Here is a 22,692-nt window from a genome sequence, read left to right on the forward strand (position 1 = left end):
GGCAGCTCCTACAGTTTGAAATGCAATCCCCTGTAGGAGCTGCCGCAGGCTGCGATCTTTTGCTCTTTAACGGCTCAACAGGGAAGCAGCCCCGGCACCACTGAACAACCCGGCACTCACCCGGTTGAACCAGCTCTGCCCCTTGCCGCTGCGCAGATAGCGCGCCGCGCCATGCGCACCCAGCCCGTAAGCCAGTTTGCAGCACAGGTCGAGTACCACCCAGGTCGCGATCATGATCAGCAACTGCGGCAGGAACGGTTGTTGCGCGCTAAGGAACTGCGGCAGAAACGCGGCGAAGAACAGAATGTCTTTCGGATTGCTCGCGCCCAAGACAAACGCGCGGCCGAACAGCGTGCGGAAACGTGGCACCGGAGCGGCCTGCGGCACTTCGGCACCGACCGCTGGCTGACGCGATTGCTGCCAGCTCTGCCAAGCGAGATAGAACAGGTACAGCGCGCCGACGATTTTCAAGGCGCTGAACAACTGTTCTGACGCCAGCAGCAGGGCGCCAAGCCCCAGCGCCGAGGCACTGAGCAGGCAGATCGAGGCGATCACGCCGCCGAGAAACGCCGGATAAGAGCGGCGCAAGCCGTAATTCAGACTGTTGCTGATCATCAGCAAGGACAGCGGCCCCGGAATCAGGATCACCACCAATGCCGCGCCGCTGAACAGTAGCCAGGTTTCCAGACTCATCACTTTGCTCCTTTTTGTTGTATTGAAAAATGCACAAAAGCCCCACCCGTGAGGGTGAGGCTGTTTTGAAGCCTGAACCGCGTAGCGCTTACAGGAAGATGAACTTGGCGATGAAGATCGCGCAGAGCACCCACAGGCTGACGGAAATTTCCTTGTACTTGCCGGTACCGGCCTTCAACGCCACATAGGTGATGAAGCCCAGCGCAATGCCGTCGGCGACCGAGAAGGTCAGCGGCATCATGATTGCGGTGACGATCGCCGGGATGGCGTCAGTGGCTTCATCCCATTCGATGTGCGCCATGCCGCCCATCATCAGCATCGCGACATAAATCAGCGCACCAGCAGTGGCGTAAGCCGGAATCATCCCGGCCAGCGGTGCGAAAAACATCGCCGCTATAAATAGCACACCCACGGTGACTGCGGTAAGACCAGTCCGACCACCAGCCGCTACACCTGCGGCACTTTCCACATAGCTTGTTACCGGAGGGACACCGACCACCGCGCCGAAGACGCTGGAGGCGCTGTCGGCTTTCATCGCTCGGGAAAGGTTTTCGATACGCCCGTCAGCGTTGACCAGATTGGCGCGCTGGGCCACGCCCATAAGGGTGCCGGCGGTGTCGAACATGTGCACAAAGAGGAAAGCCAGCACCACGCTGATCATGCTGACGTTGAACACACCCGCGACGTTCATCGCCATGAAGGTCGGTGCCAGGCTTGGCGGGGTCGACATGATCCCTTCGTAGTGCACGATGCCCAGGCCCCAACCGGCGAGGGTCACGGTGATGATGCTGATGAGGATCGCACCGAAGACTTTGTGGTAGCTGAGGATCGCGATCATCAGGAAGCAGATCGCCGCCAGCAGCGGGCCGGGTTCACGCAGGGAGCCGAGTTTGATCAGGGTGGCCGGGCTGTCGACGACGATACCGGCGGTTTTCAGACCAATCAGCCCGAGGAACAGGCCGACGCCAGCGCCCATGGCAAAGCGCAGGCTGACCGGGATGCTGTTGAGCAGCCATTCGCGAATCCGCGAGAAGGTCAGGATCATGAACAGCACACCGGAAACGAACACCGCACCGAGCGCGGTTTCCCAGTTGTAGCCCATGGTGCCGACCACGGTGTAAGTGAAGAAGGCGTTGAGGCCCATGCCCGGTGCCAGGCCCACCGGCCAGTTGGCGTACAGGCCCATCAGCAGGCAGCCGAGCGCGGCGGCGATGCAGGTGGCGACGAAGGCTGCACCGTGATCGATCCCGGCATCGGCCATGATGTTCGGGTTGACGAAGATGATGTAAGCCATGGTGATGAAGGTTGTCAGACCGGCAATCAGCTCGGTCTTCACCGTGGTGCCATGCAAGCTGAGTTTGAAGATGCGCTCCAGCACGCCTGTGCGTAAGGGCGGCGAGAGTTCCAGCGTCGATGCTTCGGATTTGCGGCTTTCCACAGCGAGTACTCCTCAAGAGTTTTATTGTTATTTCCAGGGCCGGACCCATGAGGGGTGGCAGCAGCCCTTTGAGGCATACGCGAATTTGTTGACCATGCGGTCAGGAACTCGCACGCAGTGGATTATGCTTTTGTGTACAAATAAAGCAAATATTGTTTTTGGTTTTGTTTACGAAAGGTCAGGCGATAGGGATATATCGCCCTTGCGTGCCCCTTCGCGAGCAAGTTCGCTCCCACATTTGAAATGCGTTCCACTGTGGGAGCGAGCTTGCTCGCGAAGAGGCCGTCCTATTCAATCGAGAGCTGCCTGAGTTTTTCCCAGCGCCATATTCACCGCCAACCACCCATTCACCGCCGCCTCCCCAGCCTCGGCAAACACCCGCTCGAGCAACTTCACCTGTTCACGCCGTAACGCCTGCTCAAACTTCGCACCTTCAACGGTCAATCCCAGCAGACGCTTACGCTTGTCCGCCTCCGACGCCGCGCTCTCCACCAGATGCATTTCCTGCAACTGGCGCAACGGCATGTTCAGCGCCTGTTTACTCACGCCGAGCAATCCCAGCAATTCCTTCACGCTCAAATTCGGATAGCGCGCGATGAAAAACACAATCCGCTGATGCACCCGGGACAGGCCACGGCGCTCGAGCATTTCATCCGCCTTGGCGGTGAACGCCTGATAGCCGAAGAAAAACGCTTCCATCGCCTGCTGCTGGCTGGCGGGGTTTTTAAGGTCAAGCATGTTGACGTACTCGCTCAAGCTGTCGTAGTTTCAGTCAACCAGTTTGACTCATTTTTCCCAGACCCCGCTACCGGTGACTCCCATGGCTTTTTCCGAACGTGTTTCGCGCCTTAAAAGTTCTCTGATCCGTGAAATCCTCGCCGCCGCCCAGCGTCCGGAGGTGATGTCGTTCGCCGGTGGCCTTCCCGCCGAAGCCATGCTGCCGAAAGTCGAATGGTCCGAGATGCCGCTGGCGCTTGGTCAGTACGGCATGAGCGAGGGCGAGCCGGCGCTGCGTGAAGCGCTGGCGGCGCAGGCGCGAGCGTTGGGGCTGGAGTGCACGGCGAGTCAGGTGCTGGTGGTCAGCGGTTCCCAGCAGACCCTCGATCTGGCGGCCAAGTTGTACATCGACAAAGGCACCGAAATCCTGCTGGAGGCGCCAACCTACCTTGCCGCGTTGCAGATCTTCCAGCTGTTCGGCGCCGATTGCCTGACCGTGCCGCAAGAATCCGACGGCCCCAATCTCGCGCAACTGCGCAGTCGGTTGGAAGAGCATCGTCCGGCGTTCATCTACCTGATCCCGACGTTTCAGAATCCGTCCGCCGTGCGCTACAGCGAAGCCAAGCGCGCCGCGGTCGCCGCATTGCTCGATGAATTCGGCGTGACCCTGATCGAAGACGAGCCGTACCGCGAACTGACGTTCGATGGCGGCAGCGCCAAACCGATTGCCGGGCGTTTGCAGAAAGCCAGCTGGATCTACACCGGCACCGTGTCGAAAACCTTGCTGCCGGGTTTGCGCGTCGGCTACCTGATCGCCAGCCCGGACCTGTTCCCGCATTTGCTCAAACTCAAGCAATCGGCAGATCTGCACACCAACCGCATCGGCCAGTGGCAGGCGCTGCAATGGATCGGCACGGAAAAGTATCAGCAGCATTTGAGTGATTTGCGTGGGTTCTACCGCGAGCGGCGCGATGCTTTCCAGTCAGCGCTGGAAACGCACTTTTCCGATCTGGCGGACTGGAACATGCCGCAGGGCGGGCTGTTTTTCTGGCTGACGCTCAAGCAACCGCTGGATACGCGGACGTTGCTCAACGAAGCGCTGGCCAATGACGTGGCGTTCATGCCGGGCGAGCCGTTTTTTCCCGAACCGGATAAAAACCTCGGGCACCTGCGTTTGAATTTCAGCCACATCGACCCGGCGCGACTGGATGAAGGGTTGAAGCGACTGGCCTCGGTGGTGAGAAAGGCGCAGATAAATAAAGCGGCGTGAAAAACAAATAAACCGGCTCGAGGGCCGGTTTATTTTTGTCTGAGTAATGTGTTGTTCTTGCGGGCCTCATCGCTGGCTTGCCAGCGATGGGGCCATAAGCAACACAACATCAATATCAGACTGCAGCAAACCGCTTATCCAGATAATCAATAATCACCTTGGACTCATACATCCACGTGGTCTGCCCATTCTCTTCAATGCGCAGGCACGGCACCTTGATCTTGCCGCCCTGGTCCAGCAGCGTCTGGCGATCCTGTTCGTTGTTCTTCGCGTCCTTCAGTGCGACCGGCACATTCAGGCGACGCAGAGTACGGCGGGTTTTCACGCAGAACGGGCAGGCGTGGAACTGATACAGGGTCAGGCCTTTGGCGGCGGCGTTGACTTGCGCCTGTACCTCGGCCGGGCGCTGTTTCTTGCCCGGACGGGTGATGAAGTCGATGAAGATGATCAGTTGGCCAAGGCCGACACGAAGCGCTTTTACGAACACGTTGAAAGCCTCACGGTGCAAAGAGAGAAGGGCGCGCAGCTTACCCGATTTTTCACGGACGAAAAAAAACCGGCGATCAACGCCGGTTTTTTTCTGCAGCCGATTACTTGATCAGGCTGAGGAACTCGCTGCGAGTCGCCGCGTTTTCGCGGAACTCACCGAGCATCACCGAAGTGATCATCGACGAATTCTGTTTCTCGACACCGCGCATCATCATGCACATGTGCTTGGCCTCGATCACCACGGCCACGCCCAGCGCACCGGTGACTTGCATCACCGCATCGGCGATCTGGCGGCTGAGGTTTTCCTGGATCTGCAGGCGGCGGGCGTACATGTCGACGATCCGCGCGACCTTCGACAGGCCCAGCACTTTGCCGCTCGGGATGTACGCAACGTGCGCCTTGCCGATGAACGGCAGCAGGTGGTGTTCGCACAACGAGTACAGCTCGATGTCCTTGACCAGCACCATTTCGCTGTTGTCGGAGCTGAACAGGGCACCGTTGGTGACCTCTTCGAGCGTCTGTTCATAACCGCGGCAGAGGTACTGCATGGCTTTGGCGGCACGCTTTGGCGTGTCGAGCAGGCCCTCGCGGGAGACGTCCTCGCCCAGTTGGCCGAGAATCGCGGTGTAATTCTGTTCCAGGGACATGAAACTACCTGTGGGGATTTTCGCAAAGGGCAAGGGTACGGTGGCGGACACAACCCTGCAAGTTCGGTGTAACGCGATTATTCGTCGCGGCCTTCCATCATGGTGCGTTTGAGCATCACGTACACCGCACCGGCACCGCCGTGTTTCGCCTGGCACGAGGTGAAACCGAGCACTTGCGGATGCTGACGTAGCCAGGTGTTGACGTGGCTTTTGATCATCGGCCGCTTGCCGTCCAGGCGCACGGCCTTGCCGTGGGTGACGCGGACGCAACGGATTTCGAATTTGGTCGCTTCGGCGAGAAACGCCCAGAGGGTCTCGCGGGCTTTTTCCACGTTCATGCCGTGCAGGTCGAGGCTGCCTTCGAACGGGATCTGGCCGATCTTGAGCTTGCGCATCTGACTTTCCTGCACCCCGTCGCGGGCCCACATCAACTCGTCTTCGGGGCCGACGTCGATCACGAACTGATCGGACAGGCCATCCACGGTGGTGGTGTCGGTGCGCACGGTGGCGGACTGGCGCAGTTTGGCGATTTGCGCGCGGTCAGCCTTGGGTTTGCCGGTGTCGGCGCGGTCGTGCTTGATCGGCTTGACGCCTTGGATCGCACTTTTGAACAGGGAAAAATCGTCGTCTTGCATGTCAGCCTCCGCGAAGGGCGGCCAGTTTACCCAAGTCGAAACAAAACGGCCCGGCAAAAAGCCAGGCCGTGGAGTCAGTCGTGTTTTTTCATCAGGTGCGGGGACATGTTCAGCTCCCGCGATTGCCTGGCGCGACGTCGGCATCGACGCCACAGCGCCACACCGAAATACAGGAACAACAAGCCGACCGCGAGAATGATCGCCGAACCCATCGGCGTGGCATTCAAATCGCCGAGCGCCGGCGGGCGCCCCAGCAGGCTGGCGGCACCGGCCATCGCCAGCAGCACACCGAACGTCGCCAGAATGGCGGCGATCGCTGCGCCGAATCGAAAACGCCAGTTGCTTTGGCCTTTGGGCCGCAAGCGGCGTGCGTCAAATCCATCGGATAACTTCATTCCGACCTTCCTCAATGGGTATCGGCCCTTCGACCGGGAGTTGACCGGGTTGTTCCTGAGGCTAAGGCAATTGAAGCAAATGCGAGGCTTTTGCGGATGAGCGGCGCGGTGAGCCGCTCATCAGAGCAGATCAGATCAGATCTTGCGTCAGGGCGAGGGTGGCGAAGTTGTCGGCCATGATCGCCATTTCCGCTTCCTGCACCACGGCGGCGCTGAGCACGCGGCCCTTGAACGGCAGGTCACGGGTGGCGCAGGCGTCTTCGACCAGGGTGCAACGGAAGCCCAGGTTCTTCGCCGCGCGCACGGTGGTGCTGACGCTGGAGTGGCTCATGAAGCCGCAGACGATCAGGTCCAGCGAGCCAAGATTCTGCAAACGGTCGAGCAGTTCGGTGCCGTGGAACGCGCTCGGCAGCAGTTTGCCGATGATGGTTTCGTCACCTTGTGGCTCAAGGCCGGGGATGAATTCGCCGCGTTCGCCCTGCGGGTCGAACAGGCCACCGACGGTGCCGAGATGACGCACGTGCACGATCGGCCGACCGGCTGCACGGGCCGCGGCGACCAGTTGTTTGATGTTCGCGACGGCCGCGTCCATGCCGCTCAGGGCCAGCGGGCCACTGAGGTACTCTTTCTGGGCATCGATGATGACCACGGTGGCATGGCTCAGTGTGGCCGCTGCGTAACCGCGGCCGCTGAGTTGAAACATCGTTTTTGGAACGGACATTCGGGGCTCCTTGGGGTGGGGCTTTTGCGGCATTGTCCTCTGGCTGAGCGGTTCTGTGAACCGCTACCATCGTAGGCAGCGTCGTTATTGGCCTGCAGCCTTGTCAAGTTACACGTTCTGTTCAATGGCTGATGCAAAAATCAGAAAAGTCCTACTGTCGCGCCACTGATTTTCCTGCGTCGTCGGCGGGCGTTTTGGCTGGTAGAATCGCCAGTCGTTTTTTCTGGAGTTCTGCCCCGTGATCACTTCCCGACTTCGTACCCTGCGCGACCACATCCGTTGGGCCGTCAGCCGCTTCCATGGGGAGGATCTGTTTTTCGGCCATGGCACCGACAACGCCTGGGATGAAGCCCGGCAGTTGGTGCTCGGTGCCTTGCACCTGCCGTGGGAGATCGCCGACAGCTACCTCGACTGTGCGCTGGAAGACGACGAACTGGTCAACCTGCAACGCCTGCTCAAGCGCCGCATCGAAGAGCGCATCCCGACTGCGTACCTGTTGGGCGAGGCGTGGTTCTGCGGCATGTCGTTCATCGTCGATGAGCGCGTGCTGATCCCGCGCTCACCGATTGGCGAGCTGATCGAAAACCGCTTCGCACCGTGGATCGGTGACGAGCCGGCACGCATCCTCGACCTGTGCACCGGCTCCGGCTGCATCGGCATCGCCTGCGCCTACGAGTTCCAGAACGCCGAAGTGGTGCTGGCCGATCTGTCGTTCGAAGCGCTGGAAGTCGCCAATCAGAACATCGAGCGCCATGGCGTCGATGAGCGCGTGTACACCGTGCAGGGCGATGGTTTCGATGGCTTGCCGGGGCAGCGTTTCGACCTGATCGTGTCGAACCCGCCGTACGTTGACGCAGAAGATTTTGCCGACATGCCGGACGAATACCAGCACGAACCGGAGCTGGGCCTGGCCTGCGGTGATGACGGTCTGAACCTGGTACGGCGAATGCTCGCTGAAGCGGCGGATCACCTGACCGAGAAGGGGTTGCTGATCGTTGAAGTGGGCAACAGCCAGGTGCACGTCGAAGCGTTGTACCCGGAAGTCGATTTCGCCTGGCTCGATTTCGAGCGCGGCGGGCATGGTGTGTTCATGCTGACGGCGGAACAGTGCCGCGCTCATCAGGCGCTGTTCGCTTCCCGCGTTTAAGGGCGAAAAGCAAAAGATCGCAGGCTTCGCCAGCTCCTACATCGATCCCATGCAGGAGCTGGCGAAGCCTGCGATCTTTTGATCTACCGGTGCGTAGCAATCCAGATCAACAATCCCGCCTGAAACACCGCAAACGCCACCAGGCAGGTAATGGTAAAGCGCAACCCAGCGTCTTCACGCTTGAACTTGCTGACCTTCTCTTCCTGCTTCTTCAGCTTCACTTCCTGCTCGGCCAGGTTCTGCTCGGCCTGTTGCAGCATCTGCGCCGCTTCGAGAATTTCGACGATCTGCAGCTTCTCGCTGTTCCAGTCGCCCAGCAGGTCACCGACCTGCACCTCTTTGACGCTGCCCTTCAAATGCTGGGCGTCGGCGTAGACCACGTCAAAACCATGCACGCGCAAGAAGTGATCGCGACGCAGGCGGGTGTCTTCGTTCAGCGCGTCCTTGTTGTTCAAGTCCTTGCCTTCGACGGTGTAGGCGGGCCAGCGTTTTTTCGCCCAATTGATGCCTTGTGCAGCCATGAAACGACCGATCCCACGGTTCAGCGGTTCGATCTGCAAGCCGCTGTCGGGGCCGAAATGCACACGTTTGCTGGTGTGATCGACCCACACGTCGAGCTGGTTCTGCTCTTTGCGCACGCGCTGACCGGGCAGTTTGATCGCCATGCGCATCAGGCTGTGTTCTTTGCTGTTGCGCTCGGCATAGCCGAATTCGACAAAGCGCAACGGCCGGCCCCCGGTGTGACGGTCAGTCTGCAGCGGGGCCAGGCGGAGCATCTTGTGGTGCTCGACGCTGACGTCCGCCCATGGCAGCTCGACCGCTGGCGGTGCGTCTTTTTCAGCGGTGGTGTCGGGTGAAGTCGGGGTATCAGTCATAACGGCGAGATCCTGTCCAAGCTCTGCTTGTCGCCAGCCGGTACGCTGGCGACAAAGGCTTATCGGCCGCTTTTTGCAGGACTAGAGGGTAAACGCCGTTTAACGGGTGTGAAGTCCGTCAATAAACTCGATGAGTTTGCCACCCAATTCCGCCGCCAGGGGCAAATTCGGATCCTTGTAGGAGGCCAATTGCCGCTTCACATCCGCGGCAACGATCCGCATGACGTGGTTCATGCCGTCGATCACCACCAGTTCGGCGTCGGGTTTGGCGGCTTTGAGCGCCTGCGCATCGCCCACCCCGACCTGCATGTCGTTGCTGCCCTGAACGATCAGCGTCGGCATCTTCAATTGTGCAAAGGCCTTGGCCGGGTCTTGGCGAAACAGCGAAATCAGGTACGGCTGCACGCTCGGCCGGAAAATCGCCTGCAGCGGTGCCGGTACATTGGCATCGGTGTGGCCGGCCTTGAGGCTGTCGAGAATTTCGTTGCTGCGCAGGACCAACGGCGGAGGCAGGCTGCGCGCCAGTTGCTCGCGGATCACCTGATCCACCGGGCGCGCGCTGCCGGACAGCGAAATCAGCGCAGCGGCGTCGGCACGCGGAGCGGCGAGGGTGGCAATCAGTGCACCTTCGCTGTGACCGAGCAGAATCAGCGGGCCGAAGCGCGGGTCGCTTTTCAGCTTCTGGCTCCAAGCCACCGCATCGTTGACGTAGGCTTCCACCGACAGATTGCGCTCATCGGGTGTGGCCGCGAGGCTCGCGGCCACACCACGCTTGTCGTAGCGCACGCTGGCGATGTTGTGCTTGGCCAGCACCCAGGCCAGCCGCTTGAGGCTGTCATTGCGCCCGCCATCGGGATTGTTACCGTCACGATCTGTAGGACCGGAGCCGGCAAGGATCAGGACAACCGGCACCGGGCTGTCGGATTTCGGCAGCAACAGCGAGCCGAAAAGCTCACCGTTGCCGGTGTCCAGAGAGATCGGGCGCTGCAGGACAGTCGCGTGGGCAAAACCGGTAAACAGGGTAAGACTCAAGATCAGAACTCGCAGCATCATCACGCCATCATTCGCCAAGGTGCCGGTTGGACTCACCAACACCACTAAGGTTCGAGGATGAACTACTCGGTTAGCCTGCGTATACTGGCGCGCATCACGAATTCGGGTTTGATTTCACGGAGCGTCCTGCATGTCCGGCAATACCTACGGCAAGTTGTTCACTGTCACCACCGCTGGCGAAAGCCATGGTCCGGCGTTGGTCGCCATTGTCGACGGCTGCCCGCCGGGCCTGGAGATCTCCCTCGAAGACCTGCAGCGCGACCTCGATCGGCGCAAGCCGGGCACCAGCCGCCACACCACCCAGCGTCAGGAAGCCGATGAAGTCGAAATCCTTTCCGGCGTGTTCGAAGGGCGCACCACCGGTTGCTCGATCGGCCTGCTGATCCGCAACACCGACCAGAAGTCCAAGGACTACTCGGCGATCAAGGATCTGTTCCGCCCGGCGCACGCCGACTACACCTACCACCACAAATACGGCGAGCGCGACTACCGTGGTGGCGGTCGCAGCTCGGCGCGGGAAACCGCGATGCGTGTGGCGGCAGGTGCGATTGCCAAAAAGTATCTGGCCAGCCAGGGCATCGTCATCCGTGGCTACATGAGCCAGCTCGGCCCGATCGAAATCCCGTTCAAGACCTGGGATTCGGTGGAACAGAACGCGTTCTTCAGCCCGGATCCGGACAAGGTCCCGGAACTGGAAGTCTACATGGACCAGTTGCGCCGCGATCAGGACTCGGTCGGGGCGAAGATCACCGTAGTCGCCGAAGGCGTGATGCCGGGCCTCGGCGAGCCGATTTTCGACCGCCTCGACGCTGAACTGGCGCATGCGCTGATGAGCATCAACGCCGTGAAAGGCGTGGAAATTGGCGCCGGTTTCGCCTGCGTCGCCCAGCGCGGCACCGAGCATCGCGATGAACTGACCCCGCAAGGTTTCCTCAGCAACAACGCCGGCGGCATTCTCGGTGGCATCTCGTCCGGTCAGCCGATCGTCGCGCATCTGGCGTTGAAGCCGACGTCGAGCATCACCACCCCGGGCCGTTCGATCGACATCCACGGCAATCCGGTAGACGTCATCACCAAAGGCCGTCACGACCCGTGCGTCGGCATTCGCGCCACGCCGATTGCCGAAGCGATGATGGCCATCGTGCTGATGGATCACCTGCTGCGTCATCGTGGGCAGAACGCCGACGTGCGCGTCAGCACCCCGGTGCTGGGTCAGCTTTGATGGTTGATCGCCAAGCCGTCGCGGTCTGACCGTGGCGGCGCTCCCGTACTGGCGGCTGTCCAGTTTCTATCTGTTCTATTTCGCCTTGCTCGGTTCGACAGCGCCGTTTCTGGCGCTGTACTTCGATCACCTCGGCTTCAGCCCCGCGCGCATCGGCGAGCTGGTGGCCATCCCGATGCTGATGCGCTGCGTGGCGCCGAACATCTGGGGCTGGCTCGGCGACTACACCGGCAAACGCCTGGCCATCGTGCGCTTCGGCGCGGTGTGCACGTTGCTGACGTTCTCGCTGATTTTCGTCAGCAAGACCTACGCCTGGCTGGCGATGGTCATGGCGTTGCACGCGTTCTTCTGGCATGCGGTGTTGCCGCAGTTCGAAGTCATCACCCTCGCGCACTTGCAGGGGCAAACCTCGCGCTACAGCCAGATTCGCCTGTGGGGCTCGATCGGTTTCATCATCACCGTGGTCGCGCTGGGCCGTTTGTTCGAATGGCTGAGCCTCGACATCTACCCGGCGGCGCTGGTGCTGATCATGGCCGGCATCGTCCTCAGCAGCCTGTGGGTGCCGAACGCGCAGCCACCGCAAGGTAATCGGCCGAGCGGGGAGGGCTTTCTCAAGCAGTTGCGCAGCCCCGGTGTACTGGCGTTTTACGCTTGCGTCGCGCTGATGCAGATGAGCCACGGCCCGTATTACACCTTTCTGACCTTGCACCTTGAACGACTCGGTTACAGCCGTGGCACGATCGGCATGCTCTGGGCCGTGGGCGTGGTCGCCGAGGTGCTGATGTTCATGGCGATGAGCCGGATTCTCGTGCGCTTTTCCTTGCGTCGGGTGCTGATGGCGAGTTTTCTGCTGGCGGCGCTGCGCTGGTTGCTGCTAGGTTCGTTCGCCGAATTCCTCTGGGTGCTGTTGTTTGCCCAGGTGCTGCACGCGGCGACCTTCGGCAGCTTTCATGCGGCTGCCATCGCGTTCGTGCAACGTAGCTTCGGTGCGCGTCAGCAAGGTCAGGGTCAGGCGCTGTACGCGGCGCTGGCCGGCACCGGTGGCGCGCTGGGCGCGTTGTATTCCGGTTACAGCTGGAATGCCCTCGGCGCAACATTGACCTTTAGTATTGCCAGTCTCGCGGCGCTCGCTGCTGCCGTTATCATTGCCACACGTATGCAAGAGGACAGGCCATGAGCCTTACGCGTGAACAGCTCGCCCAGCAGATCGTCGACGCCGGGCGTTTCCTTTATGGTCGTGGCTGGTCGCCGGCCACCAGCAGCAATTACTCGACGCGTCTGTCGCCGAGCGAAGCGCTGCTGACCGTGTCCGGCAAGCACAAGGGCCAGTTGGGCCTGGACGACGTGCTCGCCACGGATTTGTCCGGCAACAGCCTGGAACCGGGCAAAAAGCCCTCCGCCGAAACCCTGCTGCACACCCAGCTGTATCGCTGGCGCCCGGAGATCGGTGCGGTGCTGCACACCCACTCGGTGAACGCCACGGTGCTGTCGCGCCTGACGCCGCAAGACTTTATCGAGTTCGAAGACTACGAACTGCAAAAAGCCTTCAGCGGCATCTCGACCCACGAATCGCGGGTGCGCGTGCCGATCTTCGACAACGATCAGGACATTGCGCGCCTCGCCGCCAAGGTGCAGCCTTGGCTCGACGCCCATCCCGATTGCGTCGGTTACCTGATTCGCGGCCACGGCCTCTACACCTGGGGTGCGCAGATGAGCGATGCCCTGCGGCAGATCGAGGCTTTTGAATTCCTGTTTGAATGCGAGTTGAAAACCCGCAGCGTCATGAACCGCCAAGGCTGACTTCACCAGAAGCCGCCCATTCGCCTGATGAAATGCACTGCCCGACCGGTCTGCAAGAACCGGACGGCAAGGCCGATACCGAGGAATTGCCCATGAGCAGCCTGTCCGTCTATCACGTATCCAGCCCCGAGATCCCGAACAAGGTGCTGACCCATTTCGAAGACATCGCCTCGACGCTCGCCGAGCAGGGCGTGCGCTTCGATCGCTGGCAAGCCGCCGCGAAGATCCAGCCCGGCGCCAGCCAGGAAGAGGTGATCAGCGCCTATCAGGAGCAGATCGACAAGCTGATGACCGAGCGCGGTTACATCACCGTCGATGTGATCAGCCTCAACAGTGACCACCCGCAAAAAGCCGAACTGCGCGCCAAGTTCCTCGAAGAACACCGCCATGGCGAAGACGAAGTGCGCTTTTTCGTCGCCGGTCGTGGCCTTTTCACCCTGCACATCGACGATTACGTCTACGCGGTGTTGTGCGAGAAGAACGACCTGATCTCGGTGCCGGCCGGTACCAAGCACTGGTTCGACATGGGCGAGCACCCGCACTTCGTGGCGATTCGCCTGTTCAACAACCCGGAAGGCTGGGTCGCCAACTTCACCGGCGAAGACATCGCCGGGCGCTTCCCGCGGCTGGAGGACTGAGCCGATGCCGATCAAAGCCATTGTCACTGACATTGAAGGCACCACCAGCGCGGTGAGTTTCGTTTTTGATGTGTTGTTTCCCTACGCGGCCAAACACCTGCCGGATTTTGTTCGCGAGAACGCCGGACGTGCCGATGTGGCTGAACAACTCGACGCCGTGCGCCGCGACAGCAATGCACCGCAGGCCGATGTTGAACGGGTTGTTGAAATTCTCTTGAGCTGGATCGAGGAAGATCGCAAAGCCACGCCGCTCAAAGCCTTGCAAGGCATGGTCTGGGCGCAGGGTTATCACGCCGGGCAGTTGAAGGGCCACGTTTACCCGGATGCCGTTGAAGCGCTCAAGCGCTGGCATCAGGCCGGTTATCAACTGTTTGTGTATTCGTCGGGTTCGATCCAGGCGCAGAAGCTGATCTTCGGCTGCTCCGAGGCGGGGGATCTGACACCGCTGTTCAGCGGTTACTTCGACACCACGTCGGGGCCTAAACGCGAAGAACAGTCCTATCGCAACATCCAACAGGCAATTGGCGTCGAGCCGGGGGAGATTCTGTTTCTGTCGGACATCGTCGAGGAACTGGATGCCGCGCAGGCTGCCGGTTTGCAGACCTGTGGCCTGGCCCGCGAGGGTGGAGAACTGGGAAGCCATATCACCGTCGACAGCTTCACCGGCATCGAACCCGAAGCCTTCTAACCACACAAGTCACTGTAGGAGCTGCCGAAGGCTGCGATCTTTTGACTTTGATTTAAAAGATCAAGATCAAAAGATCGCAGCCTTCCGCAGCACCTACATAAGAATCGCGTACAAACAAAAAGGCCGTGGAGCAGATGCTCCACGGCCTTTTTGTTTAATGCGTTTACATTTTTACAGCGAGTGATACGTCGGCAGAGCAAAGCGCTGCTGGCTTTGCAGCATCGCAATCTGCGGCAGTTCACTGGCTTCTTCCGCCAGGTCACGACGGATCGCGCTGATCGCCCACGACAGTTGGTCGGCGTTGTGCATTTGCTGATACGTCAGGGCGCGCTTGAACACTTTGCCTTCGCTGCTGCGCAGAGTCAGCAGGATCCCGCCATCGGGACGTGGCGCAGTGGTGACGTTGAAGTTGGAGAACAGCGAGGTAAATTTTTCTTGGATCAGGCTCATGTCTTTCAGCTCCGTATGCACTTGAATGGCAAGCATGCAAAGGAGGTTGCAGCGTTTGTGCCAGCACGCCGAAAAATAAAAACCTATATAAATCAATAGCTTGAAAATCGTGAAATTTGCAGGGTTCGTGCAATCTGCATGAATGGCCATCGTGCATCCTGCATTTTGCGGGATTCTCACAAGTTGAACGGAACCAAACGGCAAAGGCGCAATCTCCGCCGCCAGGCGTGACAGGGCGGATACAAAACATTGCAAAAACCGCGTGTACAGCCCGCGAAGCGCTGACGTATTTTCGATCTCGACCTTGCCCACAACGCAGGTCATGCCACAGCCCGAACAATAAAAAACCGGCCGACCAGGCCGACCGGGGAGCTGCCATGCGTCACGCGTCGAGCGACACGATTACCTGGAGCATGATGCTCCGCAAACTGCCGACGATTGCCAAAGCCATCCCGCGGGTGGTCAAGGGCATGAAAGTCGCCAACGTCACGGATCCGACCCAAACGTGTGGCCTCGGCTGGACCTTCGAGCAAGCAACGCTGCGCAATCCAGAGGGGCTGGCGATCTTGCAGGACAACGTCTTGCTCACCTATGCGCAGGTCAACCAGTGGGCCAATCGCATCGCCCACTATCTGAGCGCGCAAGGGATTGGCAAGGGCGATGTGGTGGCGGTGTTCGTTGAAAACCGTCCGGAACTGCTGGTGACTATTCTGGCGCTGGCCAAACTCGGCGCAGTCAGTGCGCTGCTCAATACTTCGCAGACCCGCGATACGCTGATTCACAGCGTAAATCTGGTGGCACCGGTGGCGATTGTCCTCGGCGAGGAATTGCAGCCGGCGTTTGCCGCGATCCGCGAGCAGGTGTCGATCCCGGCGCAGCGCACCTGGTTTATCGCCGACCGTGATACCTATAGCCACCCGGGCATTGCGCCTGAGGGCTACGTCAATCTGATCAGCGCCAGTACTGACGCCTGCGCTGAAAACCCGCCCAGCAGCGGTGAAGTGTTCTTCAACGATCCGTGCTTTTACATCTACACCTCCGGCACCACCGGCCTGCCCAAGGCCGGGGTGTTCAAGCATGGCCGCTGGATGCGCAGCTCGGCCAGCTTCGGCATGATCGCCCTGAACATGACGCCCGACGATGTCGTCTATTGCACCTTGCCGCTGTATCACGCCACTGGTCTCTGTGTGTGCTGGGGCTCGGCGATCAATGGCGCTTCCGGGTTCGCGATCCGCCGCAAATTCAGCGCCAGCCAGTTCTGGCCGGATGTGCGTCGCTACAACGCGACCACCCTCGGTTATGTCGGCGAATTGTGCCGTTATCTGGTCGATCAACCGGCCAGCGCCGATGACAGCCGTCACGCGGTGCGCAAGATGATCGGCAACGGCTTGCGTCCCGGCGCCTGGGCCGAGTTCAAGACCCGGTTTGCCGTCGAGCACATCTGCGAGCTGTACGCGGCGAGCGACGGCAACATCGGCTTCAGCAACATTCTCAACTTCGACAACACCATCGGTTTCTCGCTGATGGCCTGGGAGCTGGTGGCGTACGACCACGACAGCGGGCAGCCGCTGCGCAGCGCCGACGGCTTCATGCGCAAGGTCGGCAAGGGCGAACAGGGTTTGCTGCTGGCACGGATTGACGAAAAGGCCCCGCTGGACGGTTACACCGATCCGCAGAAAACCGCCAAGGTGGTGTTGCACGATGTGTTCAGCAAGGGCGACCGCTTCTTCAACACCGGCGACTTGCTGCGCAATATTGGCTTCGGCCACGCGCAGTTCGTCGATCGACTCGGCGACACCTATCGCTGGAAGGGCGAAAACGTCTCGACCACTGAAGTGGAAAACCTGTTGCTGCAGCATCCGCATATCTCCGAGGCAGTCGCCTACGGTGTCGAAGTGCGCAACACCAACGGTCGCGCCGGCATGGCGGCAATCACGCCCGCCGAGTCACTGGCGACCCTGGATTTCGCCGAATTGCTCGCATTCGCCCGCCAGCGCATGCCGGCCTATGCGGTGCCGTTGTTCCTGCGGGTGAAGGTGAAAATGGAAACTACCGGGACCTTCAAATACCAGAAGACCCGACTGAAAAACGAAGGCTTCGACCCCGGCCTGACGGGCGATGACCCGATCTACGCGTGGCTGCCAGGCAGCCAGACTTACGTGCAAGTGACGGATCAGGTGCTGGCCGATATTCATCAGGGCAAGTACCGTTATTGAGATTGGCTATGGCACGACTTGAGAAAAAGGGGGTGACAGCTATTGTCGCGCTCGGGAAACTGTCGGCTTTGCGAATAACCGAAAGTGGAGTTGCCCTATGTCTGACCAGAGCCGCCAGATGACCCCTGAAGAAGCTGCCGAATTCACCGAGCAGGTTTTCAACAAGGCGCGCGAAGGTGATGCGCTGATGCTCGATCGGCTGATCAGCGCCGGTTTGCCGGTGAACCTGAAAAACAGCAAGGGCGACACGCTGCTGATGCTCGCCAGTTACTATGGCCACGTCGACGCCGTGCAGGTGCTGCTCAAGCACAAGGCCGACCCGGAAATGCGTAACGGCAACGGCCAGAGCCCGATTGCCGGCGCCGCGTTCAAGGGCGATCTGGCGGTGGTCAAGGCACTGGTGGAAGCGGGCGCCGAGATCGAAGGCTCGTCGTTCGATGGCCGCACCGCGCTGATGATGGCGGCGATGTTCAACCGCGTTGAGATCGTTGATTACCTGATCAGCAAGGGCGCCGACCCGCAAGCCAAGGATGCCAATGGCGTCACCGCGCTGGACGCGGCCCGCACCATGGGCGCGGTCGATACCACGGCGCAGCTGGAAAAACTGCTGGCCTGATAAGGTCAAAAGATCGCAGCCTGCGGCAGCTCCTACAGGTCTCACATTCGTTCGCCAAATGGGCGCGGAACTTGTAGGAGCTGCCGCAGGCTGCGATCTTTTGCTTTGTGCGCTATCCTCCGCGCCCTCAAATTCAACCTTCCACAGGATCCGCCCTCATGAAAGCCGCACTCGTCGAACTCATCAGCAAAATCAGCTCCGGCTGCATGGGCGAGGACGAGATCCTGAATGTGGCGGACGAAGCGGCGCAGGCCTACGCTGATGCCGACGCCTTTCTGGCAGCCAACCCGGACATCAACTACGACGACACCTTCCCGATCCCGCTGGGCGAGTGGGTGGTGGTCGGCAGCCTGCCGGAAACCGTGCTGTTCCAGGCTGATACCTACGTTGACCTGTTCGCGCAGATCGTCGCCTCGTTTGGCCCGGGCGTGGATTTCAACCTCAAGCCCAAGCAACTGGCCAAGACCGAAGCGCTGACCGCACTCAACCGCATTCAGGTGCAGATGAGCAGCCTGAATAAGGAAAACGGCGGTTACACGCTGATGAACTTCAGCCAGTTGCTCGACGACGAGCTGCAAGTGGTGCTGGTCTACGGCAACGACGTGCCACGGGTGCTGGAGCTGTGCGCGGAAGTCGGCATCGCTGCCGCGCCTTCGCTGGAAGCGCTGAAAGTCGCCGTTCACGTCTGAATGCAATAAAAGGGAACCCTGCGCGCGACCGTCTATCCTAAAAGTGCATGCCACTATTCTGGAGTGACACCATGGGTTCCACGTTCAACGGTCTGATTGGCCTGATCATTCTTGCCCTCGACATCTGGGCGATCATCAACGTACTGAAAAGCGGCGCCGAGACCGGGATGAAAATCCTCTGGGTCCTGCTGATCATCCTCCTGCCGGTACTGGGCCTGATCATCTGGGCGATCGCCGGGCCACGGGGCAACGTCCGGATCTGAAGAACACTGTAATACCCCTGTAGGAGCTGCCGAAGGCTGCGATCTTTTGACTTTGTTTTTTTTAAAACAGAGATCAAAAGATCGCAGCCTTCGGCAGCTCCTACATGGATTGTGGATTGTCGATGAACAGAGGTTCGACCTGTCATCTTCGGCAACGTAGAATGCGCGCCTTTCCCGGGCAATCGTCCCCCACGATTGGCGCCCGCGCATTCATCGGAGCACTTGACCATGACCGTCACCAAAACCAGCGAGTACCTGGAAACCCTCTACGAAGGCTACGGCCAGCGTTTTCGCATGGAAAAACTGCTGCACGAAGTGCGCACCGAACACCAGCACCTGGTGATTTTCCAGAACCCGCGCATGGGCCGGGTGATGGCGCTGGACGGCGTGATCCAGACCACCGAAGCCGATGAATTCATCTACCACGAAATGCTCACTCACGTGCCGATCCTCGCTCACGGCACCGCCAAGCGCGTGCTGATCATCGGCGGTGGCGACGGAGGCATGCTGCGCGAAGTGACCAAACACGCCAGTGTCGAGCACATCACCATGGTCGAGATCGACGGCACCGTGGTCGACATGTGCAAGGAATTCCTGCCGAACCACTCCAAGGGCGCCTACGACGATCCACGGCTGAACCTGGTGATCGACGACGGCATGCGTTTCGTCGCCACCACCACCGAAAAATTCGACGTGATCATCTCCGACTCCACCGACCCCATCGGCCCGGGCGAAGTGCTGTTCTCGGAAAACTTCTATCAGGCCTGCCACCGTTGCCTGAACGAAGGCGGGATCCTCGTGACCCAGAACGGCACGCCGTTCATGCAGATCGATGAAGTCAAAACCACCGCCGGCCGACTGCGCAGCCTGTTCCCGGACTGGCACTTCTATCAGGCAGCGGTGCCGACCTACATCGGCGGTTCGATGACCTTCGCCTGGGGCTCGACCAACCCGGCCTACCGCAAACTGAGCCGTGAAACCCTGCAACAGCGCTTCATCGGCAGCGGCATCGTCACCCGCTACTACAACCCGGAAATCCACATCGGCGCGTTCGCGCTGCCGCAGTACGTGCTGCAGGCAATCAATAAGCCGAGCAACGACTAAAAGCCCTGCAAAACCCTGTAGGAGCTGCCGCAGGCTGCGATCTTTTGATCTTGCTTTTTAAACAATCAAAGTCAAAAGATCGCAGCCTGCGGCAGCTCCTACAGTGGATATATTTTTTTTCATGTTCGTCCGGTGCAATCCTTTTGAACGATCAATCTCGCCAAAAGTCGAGATAGTAGTAAGCCCATTTGCGGGTTTGATCGAGGAGGCACCGATGCAAAAGTGGAAAGTCACTTTCGTGGACGATCATGGTGAAATTGTCGATGAGGTGTTCGAGCGCGCGGAATGCCCCAGCGACGACGAGGCTGCACGCCTGATCAAGGAACGGCTCCTGCCCGTGGCCGCCGAACTGGATCTGAACGATCTGGAAGGGCGCACCCCTGACGCCGGGGCGAAAAGCCTGAAAACCCAGAACAGCATCGAAATCCGCAGCATCACTCCAATCTGAAAATCTTCCTTTCATCCGAAGCAACCAGGCCTTGGCAGCAGCTCTATCTTGGGGCTACTCTGCAAGCGAGATCAGCGAAACAATCGCTAAGGTCTGGTCTTGTCAGCTACATGCTTGTTTCCCGCGTGCAACCACGTTGCCGAAGTACTTTGGCCTGTAAGGCCCGGGGCGGGAATACGGAAAGTCTATCCATCTATCCGAGGGGGACGATTCATGAGCACAGCCTATCAAGAAGACATCAGTAGCAATGTTCTGCGCCGCATGAAAGAAGGCGGTTTCGACTTTTCCCGGTTCCATCCCATCGAGTTCTACGCCATTTTCCCGGACGAGGAGCGGGCGCGCAGGGCGGCAGGCAAATTTCGTGGTGAATCCATCAATGCCCAGGTCAGTGCGCGCGACGATGGCGCCTGGTCGCTGGAACTGAGCAAAGTGATGTACGCGACCTATGACGACATTGGCGATTTCGAGCAGGGCTTCTCTGCCGTGGTCGAGCCGCTGGGCGGCATCATCGAGGGCTGGGGCGTCAAGCAGGAGGTGCGTAACCGCCATCGTCTGAACTGATCTCTGGTTGGCTTTTTTAAGACAAAAGATCGCAGCCTTCGGCAGCTCCTACAGGTGATTGGTGTAGGCGCTGACGGAGGCTGCGATCTTTGGCTTTTGCTTTCAAAACATTTCAGAAAGGCAAAAAAAAGCCACCGGAGAGGGTGGCTAAAAGGGAAGACCGATAAGGAGAGGAAACCGGTCAGGGTTACGGCCTGCGGGGACTGCGCGGGCAGTCCGGATCAGTGCAACTGAAGCCTTCACCGGAGGAAGTTTTCAGTGGATGCGCCGATTATCCGCAGCTCGCCCCAAGCAGTGAAATCAACTCTGACTATGCTGGTAATAGGCGACAGCACTGCGTCGCAATGAGGCGGGGGCAATCAGCTTGGGGCATTTGCCGCACAGGAATGGTGCGGTGCTGCCGACGTGATTATCCAAGCGATTGAAATCAAAGCGTTTATGCCGATGGCACGGGCCTTGCGAAGGCCTGTAGGTCCGGGTGACAAGGAGTACGGCATGATCCGCACCTATTTTGATGAAATGTACGATGCCGGCGGCCAGGTCCGCCCGCATTACCGGGAGTTCGCTCGCTGGCTGGCTGACACGCCTGACGAGTTGCTGGCACAACGGCGACGCGAGGCCGATCTGCTGTTCCACCGGGCCGGCATCACCTTCACGCTCTATGGCGACGAGCAGGGTACCGAGCGCCTGATTCCGTTCGACACCATTCCGCGCAGCATTCCCGCCAGTGAGTGGCGGATCGTCGAGCGTGGCTGCATCCAGCGGGTCAAGGCGTTGAACATGTTCCTCGCCGACCTTTATCACGAGCAGCGCATCATCAAGGCCGGGATCATCCCCGCCGAACAGGTGCTGGCCAACGAGCAGTACCAGTTGGCGATGCAGGGCCTGGATCTGCACCGCGACATCTATTCGCACATCTCCGGCGTCGATCTGGTGCGTGATGGCGACGGCACTTACTACGTGCTCGAAGACAACCTTCGTACTCCGAGCGGCGTCAGCTACATGCTCGAAGACCGCAAAATGATGATGCGCCTGTTCCCGGAGCTGTTCGCCGCCCAGCGCATCGCGCCCATCGATCACTACCCGAATCTGTTGCTCGACACCCTGAAAAGCTCCAGCCCGATCGACGACCCGAGCGTGGTAGTGCTGACGCCGGGGCGCTTCAACAGTGCGTTCTTCGAACATGCCTTCCTCGCACGAGAAATGGGCGTTGAACTGGTGGAGGGCGCGGACCTGTTCGTGCGTGACGACAAGGTGTATATGCGCACCACTGACGGGCCGAAAGCGGTGGATGTGATCTACCGCCGTCTCGACGACGCGTTCCTCGATCCGCTGGCATTCAACCCCGACTCGATGCTCGGTGTGCCGGGGCTGCTGTCGTCCTATCGTTCGGGCAACGTGGTGCTGGCCAATGCCATCGGCACTGGGGTGGCGGATGACAAATCGGTGTATCCGTTTGTCACCGAGATGATCCGTTTCTACCTCGATGAAGAACCGATCCTGAAGAACGTGCCGACCTGGCAGTGCCGCAACCCCTCGGAACTTTCCCATGTACTGGCCAATCTTCCGGATCTGGTGGTCAAGGAGACCCAGGGCTCCGGCGGTTACGGAATGCTGGTGGGGCCGGCGTCAACCACGGCGCAGATCGATGCGTTCCGTGAGCGGATCAAGGCCAAGCCCCACGCATACATCGCGCAGCCGACGTTGTCGCTGTCGACCTGTCCGACCTTTGTCGAAAACGGCATTGCGCCGCGCCATATCGATCTGCGTCCGTTTGTACTGTCTGGCCGCGAAACCCGGGTCGTGCCCGGTGGTTTGACCCGTGTCGCCCTGCGTGAAGGCTCCCTGGTGGTGAACTCCTCCCAGGGCGGCGGCACCAAGGACACCTGGGTGGTCGAGGATTGAAGGAAGCTTGCC

General features: G+C 59.9%; 26 protein-coding genes. 15 read left to right on the forward strand and 11 right to left on the reverse strand.

The window, feature by feature from the left end; translation table 11 throughout:
• Positions 1–66: 66 nt before the first annotated feature.
• From JN524_RS13330 to JN524_RS13340, 3 genes are all read right to left on the reverse strand, one after another.
• Positions 67–693 carry a LysE family translocator gene (locus JN524_RS13330; protein ID WP_003223174.1) on the reverse strand — a complete coding sequence of 209 codons (627 nt, stop codon included), beginning with the start codon at positions 691–693 and terminating at the stop codon, positions 67–69.
• Positions 694–781: 88 nt separating this feature from the next.
• Positions 782–2,131, reverse strand: coding sequence for an NCS2 family permease (locus tag JN524_RS13335; protein WP_027613339.1), 1,350 nt, complete (start codon positions 2,129–2,131; stop codon positions 782–784).
• Positions 2,132–2,422: 291 nt separating this feature from the next.
• Complete coding sequence (locus JN524_RS13340; RefSeq protein ID WP_202369623.1) at positions 2,423–2,869, reverse strand: MarR family winged helix-turn-helix transcriptional regulator; 447 nt, start codon at positions 2,867–2,869, stop codon at positions 2,423–2,425.
• Between the two features lie 82 nt (positions 2,870–2,951).
• Between JN524_RS13340 and JN524_RS13345 the strand changes: the two genes are divergently transcribed.
• A complete protein-coding gene (locus JN524_RS13345; RefSeq protein ID WP_202369624.1) occupies positions 2,952–4,118 on the forward strand; it encodes an aminotransferase-like domain-containing protein in 1,167 nt (388 codons plus the stop codon).
• Positions 4,119–4,233: 115 nt separating this feature from the next.
• Here the strand turns inward: JN524_RS13345 and JN524_RS13350 are convergent, their stop codons facing one another.
• From JN524_RS13350 to JN524_RS13370, 5 genes are all read right to left on the reverse strand, one after another.
• On the reverse strand, positions 4,234–4,605 hold the full coding sequence (locus JN524_RS13350) for a glutathione S-transferase N-terminal domain-containing protein (RefSeq protein ID WP_007960660.1): 372 nt from the start codon (positions 4,603–4,605) through the stop codon (positions 4,234–4,236).
• Positions 4,606–4,708: 103 nt separating this feature from the next.
• Positions 4,709–5,254 carry a GTP cyclohydrolase I FolE gene (gene folE, locus JN524_RS13355; protein ID WP_003442011.1) on the reverse strand — a complete coding sequence of 182 codons (546 nt, stop codon included), beginning with the start codon at positions 5,252–5,254 and terminating at the stop codon, positions 4,709–4,711.
• A gap of 77 nt (positions 5,255–5,331) precedes the next feature.
• Complete coding sequence (locus tag JN524_RS13360; RefSeq protein WP_096797013.1) at positions 5,332–5,889, reverse strand: Smr/MutS family protein; 558 nt, start codon at positions 5,887–5,889, stop codon at positions 5,332–5,334.
• A 74-nt stretch (positions 5,890–5,963) separates the two neighbouring features.
• Entirely contained in the window at positions 5,964–6,284 is a 321-nt protein-coding gene (locus JN524_RS13365) for a hypothetical protein (RefSeq protein WP_007914024.1), read from the reverse strand.
• A 130-nt stretch (positions 6,285–6,414) separates the two neighbouring features.
• Positions 6,415–7,005 (reverse strand): cysteine hydrolase family protein, encoded by a 591-nt coding sequence (locus tag JN524_RS13370; RefSeq protein WP_003223193.1) that lies wholly within the window; start codon positions 7,003–7,005, stop codon positions 6,415–6,417.
• 238 nt (positions 7,006–7,243) lie between these two features.
• On the opposite strand from JN524_RS13370, the gene prmB reads away from it, so the two are divergent.
• Positions 7,244–8,152: a 50S ribosomal protein L3 N(5)-glutamine methyltransferase gene (prmB, locus tag JN524_RS13375; RefSeq protein WP_047292951.1), complete on the forward strand. Its 909-nt coding sequence runs from the start codon at positions 7,244–7,246 to the stop codon at positions 8,150–8,152.
• An 83-nt stretch (positions 8,153–8,235) separates the two neighbouring features.
• Here prmB and JN524_RS13380 read toward each other — a convergent pair whose 3' ends face one another.
• On the reverse strand, positions 8,236–9,027 hold the full coding sequence (locus JN524_RS13380) for a hypothetical protein (RefSeq protein WP_202369625.1): 792 nt from the start codon (positions 9,025–9,027) through the stop codon (positions 8,236–8,238).
• A gap of 99 nt (positions 9,028–9,126) precedes the next feature.
• Positions 9,127–10,080 (reverse strand): alpha/beta hydrolase, encoded by a 954-nt coding sequence (locus tag JN524_RS13385; RefSeq protein WP_202369626.1) that lies wholly within the window; start codon positions 10,078–10,080, stop codon positions 9,127–9,129.
• Between the two features lie 130 nt (positions 10,081–10,210).
• On the opposite strand from JN524_RS13385, the gene aroC reads away from it, so the two are divergent.
• From aroC to mtnC, 5 genes are all read left to right on the forward strand, one after another.
• Positions 10,211–11,302 carry a chorismate synthase gene (gene aroC, locus JN524_RS13390; protein ID WP_202369627.1) on the forward strand — a complete coding sequence of 364 codons (1,092 nt, stop codon included), beginning with the start codon at positions 10,211–10,213 and terminating at the stop codon, positions 11,300–11,302.
• A gap of 31 nt (positions 11,303–11,333) precedes the next feature.
• A complete protein-coding gene (locus tag JN524_RS13395) occupies positions 11,334–12,479 on the forward strand; it encodes an MFS transporter (RefSeq protein WP_202369628.1) in 1,146 nt (381 codons plus the stop codon).
• On the forward strand, positions 12,476–13,102 hold the full coding sequence (locus tag JN524_RS13400) for a methylthioribulose 1-phosphate dehydratase (protein WP_123586173.1): 627 nt from the start codon (positions 12,476–12,478) through the stop codon (positions 13,100–13,102). The genes JN524_RS13395 and JN524_RS13400 overlap by 4 nt, the downstream gene beginning before the upstream one ends.
• Positions 13,103–13,194: 92 nt before the next feature.
• The gene (locus JN524_RS13405; protein WP_027613329.1) at positions 13,195–13,740 is read left to right on the forward strand and encodes a 1,2-dihydroxy-3-keto-5-methylthiopentene dioxygenase; all 546 of its coding nucleotides are present in this window, start codon (positions 13,195–13,197) and stop codon (positions 13,738–13,740) included.
• 4 nt (positions 13,741–13,744) lie between these two features.
• The gene (gene mtnC, locus JN524_RS13410; protein ID WP_202369629.1) at positions 13,745–14,428 is read left to right on the forward strand and encodes an acireductone synthase; all 684 of its coding nucleotides are present in this window, start codon (positions 13,745–13,747) and stop codon (positions 14,426–14,428) included.
• Positions 14,429–14,599: 171 nt separating this feature from the next.
• On the opposite strand, the gene JN524_RS13415 is transcribed toward mtnC, so the two are convergent.
• Positions 14,600–14,878, reverse strand: a complete 279-nt coding sequence (locus JN524_RS13415) for a DUF3509 domain-containing protein (RefSeq protein WP_027613327.1) — start codon at positions 14,876–14,878, stop codon at positions 14,600–14,602.
• Between the two features lie 377 nt (positions 14,879–15,255).
• Here JN524_RS13415 and JN524_RS13420 point away from each other — a divergent pair, with 377 nt between their 5' ends.
• The 8 genes from JN524_RS13420 to JN524_RS13455 all read left to right on the forward strand — a co-directional run bounded on the left by JN524_RS13420 (position 15,256) and on the right by JN524_RS13455 (position 22,680).
• Positions 15,256–17,094 carry a long-chain-acyl-CoA synthetase gene (locus JN524_RS13420; RefSeq protein WP_202369630.1) on the forward strand — a complete coding sequence of 613 codons (1,839 nt, stop codon included), beginning with the start codon at positions 15,256–15,258 and terminating at the stop codon, positions 17,092–17,094.
• Between the two features lie 97 nt (positions 17,095–17,191).
• Positions 17,192–17,710, forward strand: coding sequence for an ankyrin repeat domain-containing protein (locus JN524_RS13425; protein WP_027613325.1), 519 nt, complete (start codon positions 17,192–17,194; stop codon positions 17,708–17,710).
• A gap of 158 nt (positions 17,711–17,868) precedes the next feature.
• Entirely contained in the window at positions 17,869–18,399 is a 531-nt protein-coding gene (locus JN524_RS13430; RefSeq protein WP_134785829.1) for a hypothetical protein, read from the forward strand.
• Between the two features lie 71 nt (positions 18,400–18,470).
• On the forward strand, positions 18,471–18,662 hold the full coding sequence (locus JN524_RS13435) for a PLDc N-terminal domain-containing protein (protein WP_003223221.1): 192 nt from the start codon (positions 18,471–18,473) through the stop codon (positions 18,660–18,662).
• Between the two features lie 228 nt (positions 18,663–18,890).
• The gene (gene speE, locus JN524_RS13440; RefSeq protein WP_041068886.1) at positions 18,891–19,766 is read left to right on the forward strand and encodes a polyamine aminopropyltransferase; all 876 of its coding nucleotides are present in this window, start codon (positions 18,891–18,893) and stop codon (positions 19,764–19,766) included.
• 214 nt (positions 19,767–19,980) lie between these two features.
• On the forward strand, positions 19,981–20,214 hold the full coding sequence (locus JN524_RS13445; RefSeq protein WP_007960696.1) for a hypothetical protein: 234 nt from the start codon (positions 19,981–19,983) through the stop codon (positions 20,212–20,214).
• 213 nt (positions 20,215–20,427) lie between these two features.
• On the forward strand, positions 20,428–20,775 hold the full coding sequence (locus JN524_RS13450) for a ribonuclease E inhibitor RraB (RefSeq protein ID WP_007960698.1): 348 nt from the start codon (positions 20,428–20,430) through the stop codon (positions 20,773–20,775).
• A gap of 495 nt (positions 20,776–21,270) precedes the next feature.
• On the forward strand, positions 21,271–22,680 hold the full coding sequence (locus tag JN524_RS13455; RefSeq protein ID WP_027613322.1) for a circularly permuted type 2 ATP-grasp protein: 1,410 nt from the start codon (positions 21,271–21,273) through the stop codon (positions 22,678–22,680).
• Positions 22,681–22,692 lie beyond the last annotated feature (12 nt).

This window comes from Pseudomonas sp. MWU318, assembly GCF_016756945.1.
Taxonomy (GTDB): Bacteria; Pseudomonadota; Gammaproteobacteria; order Pseudomonadales; family Pseudomonadaceae; genus Aquipseudomonas; species Aquipseudomonas putida_A.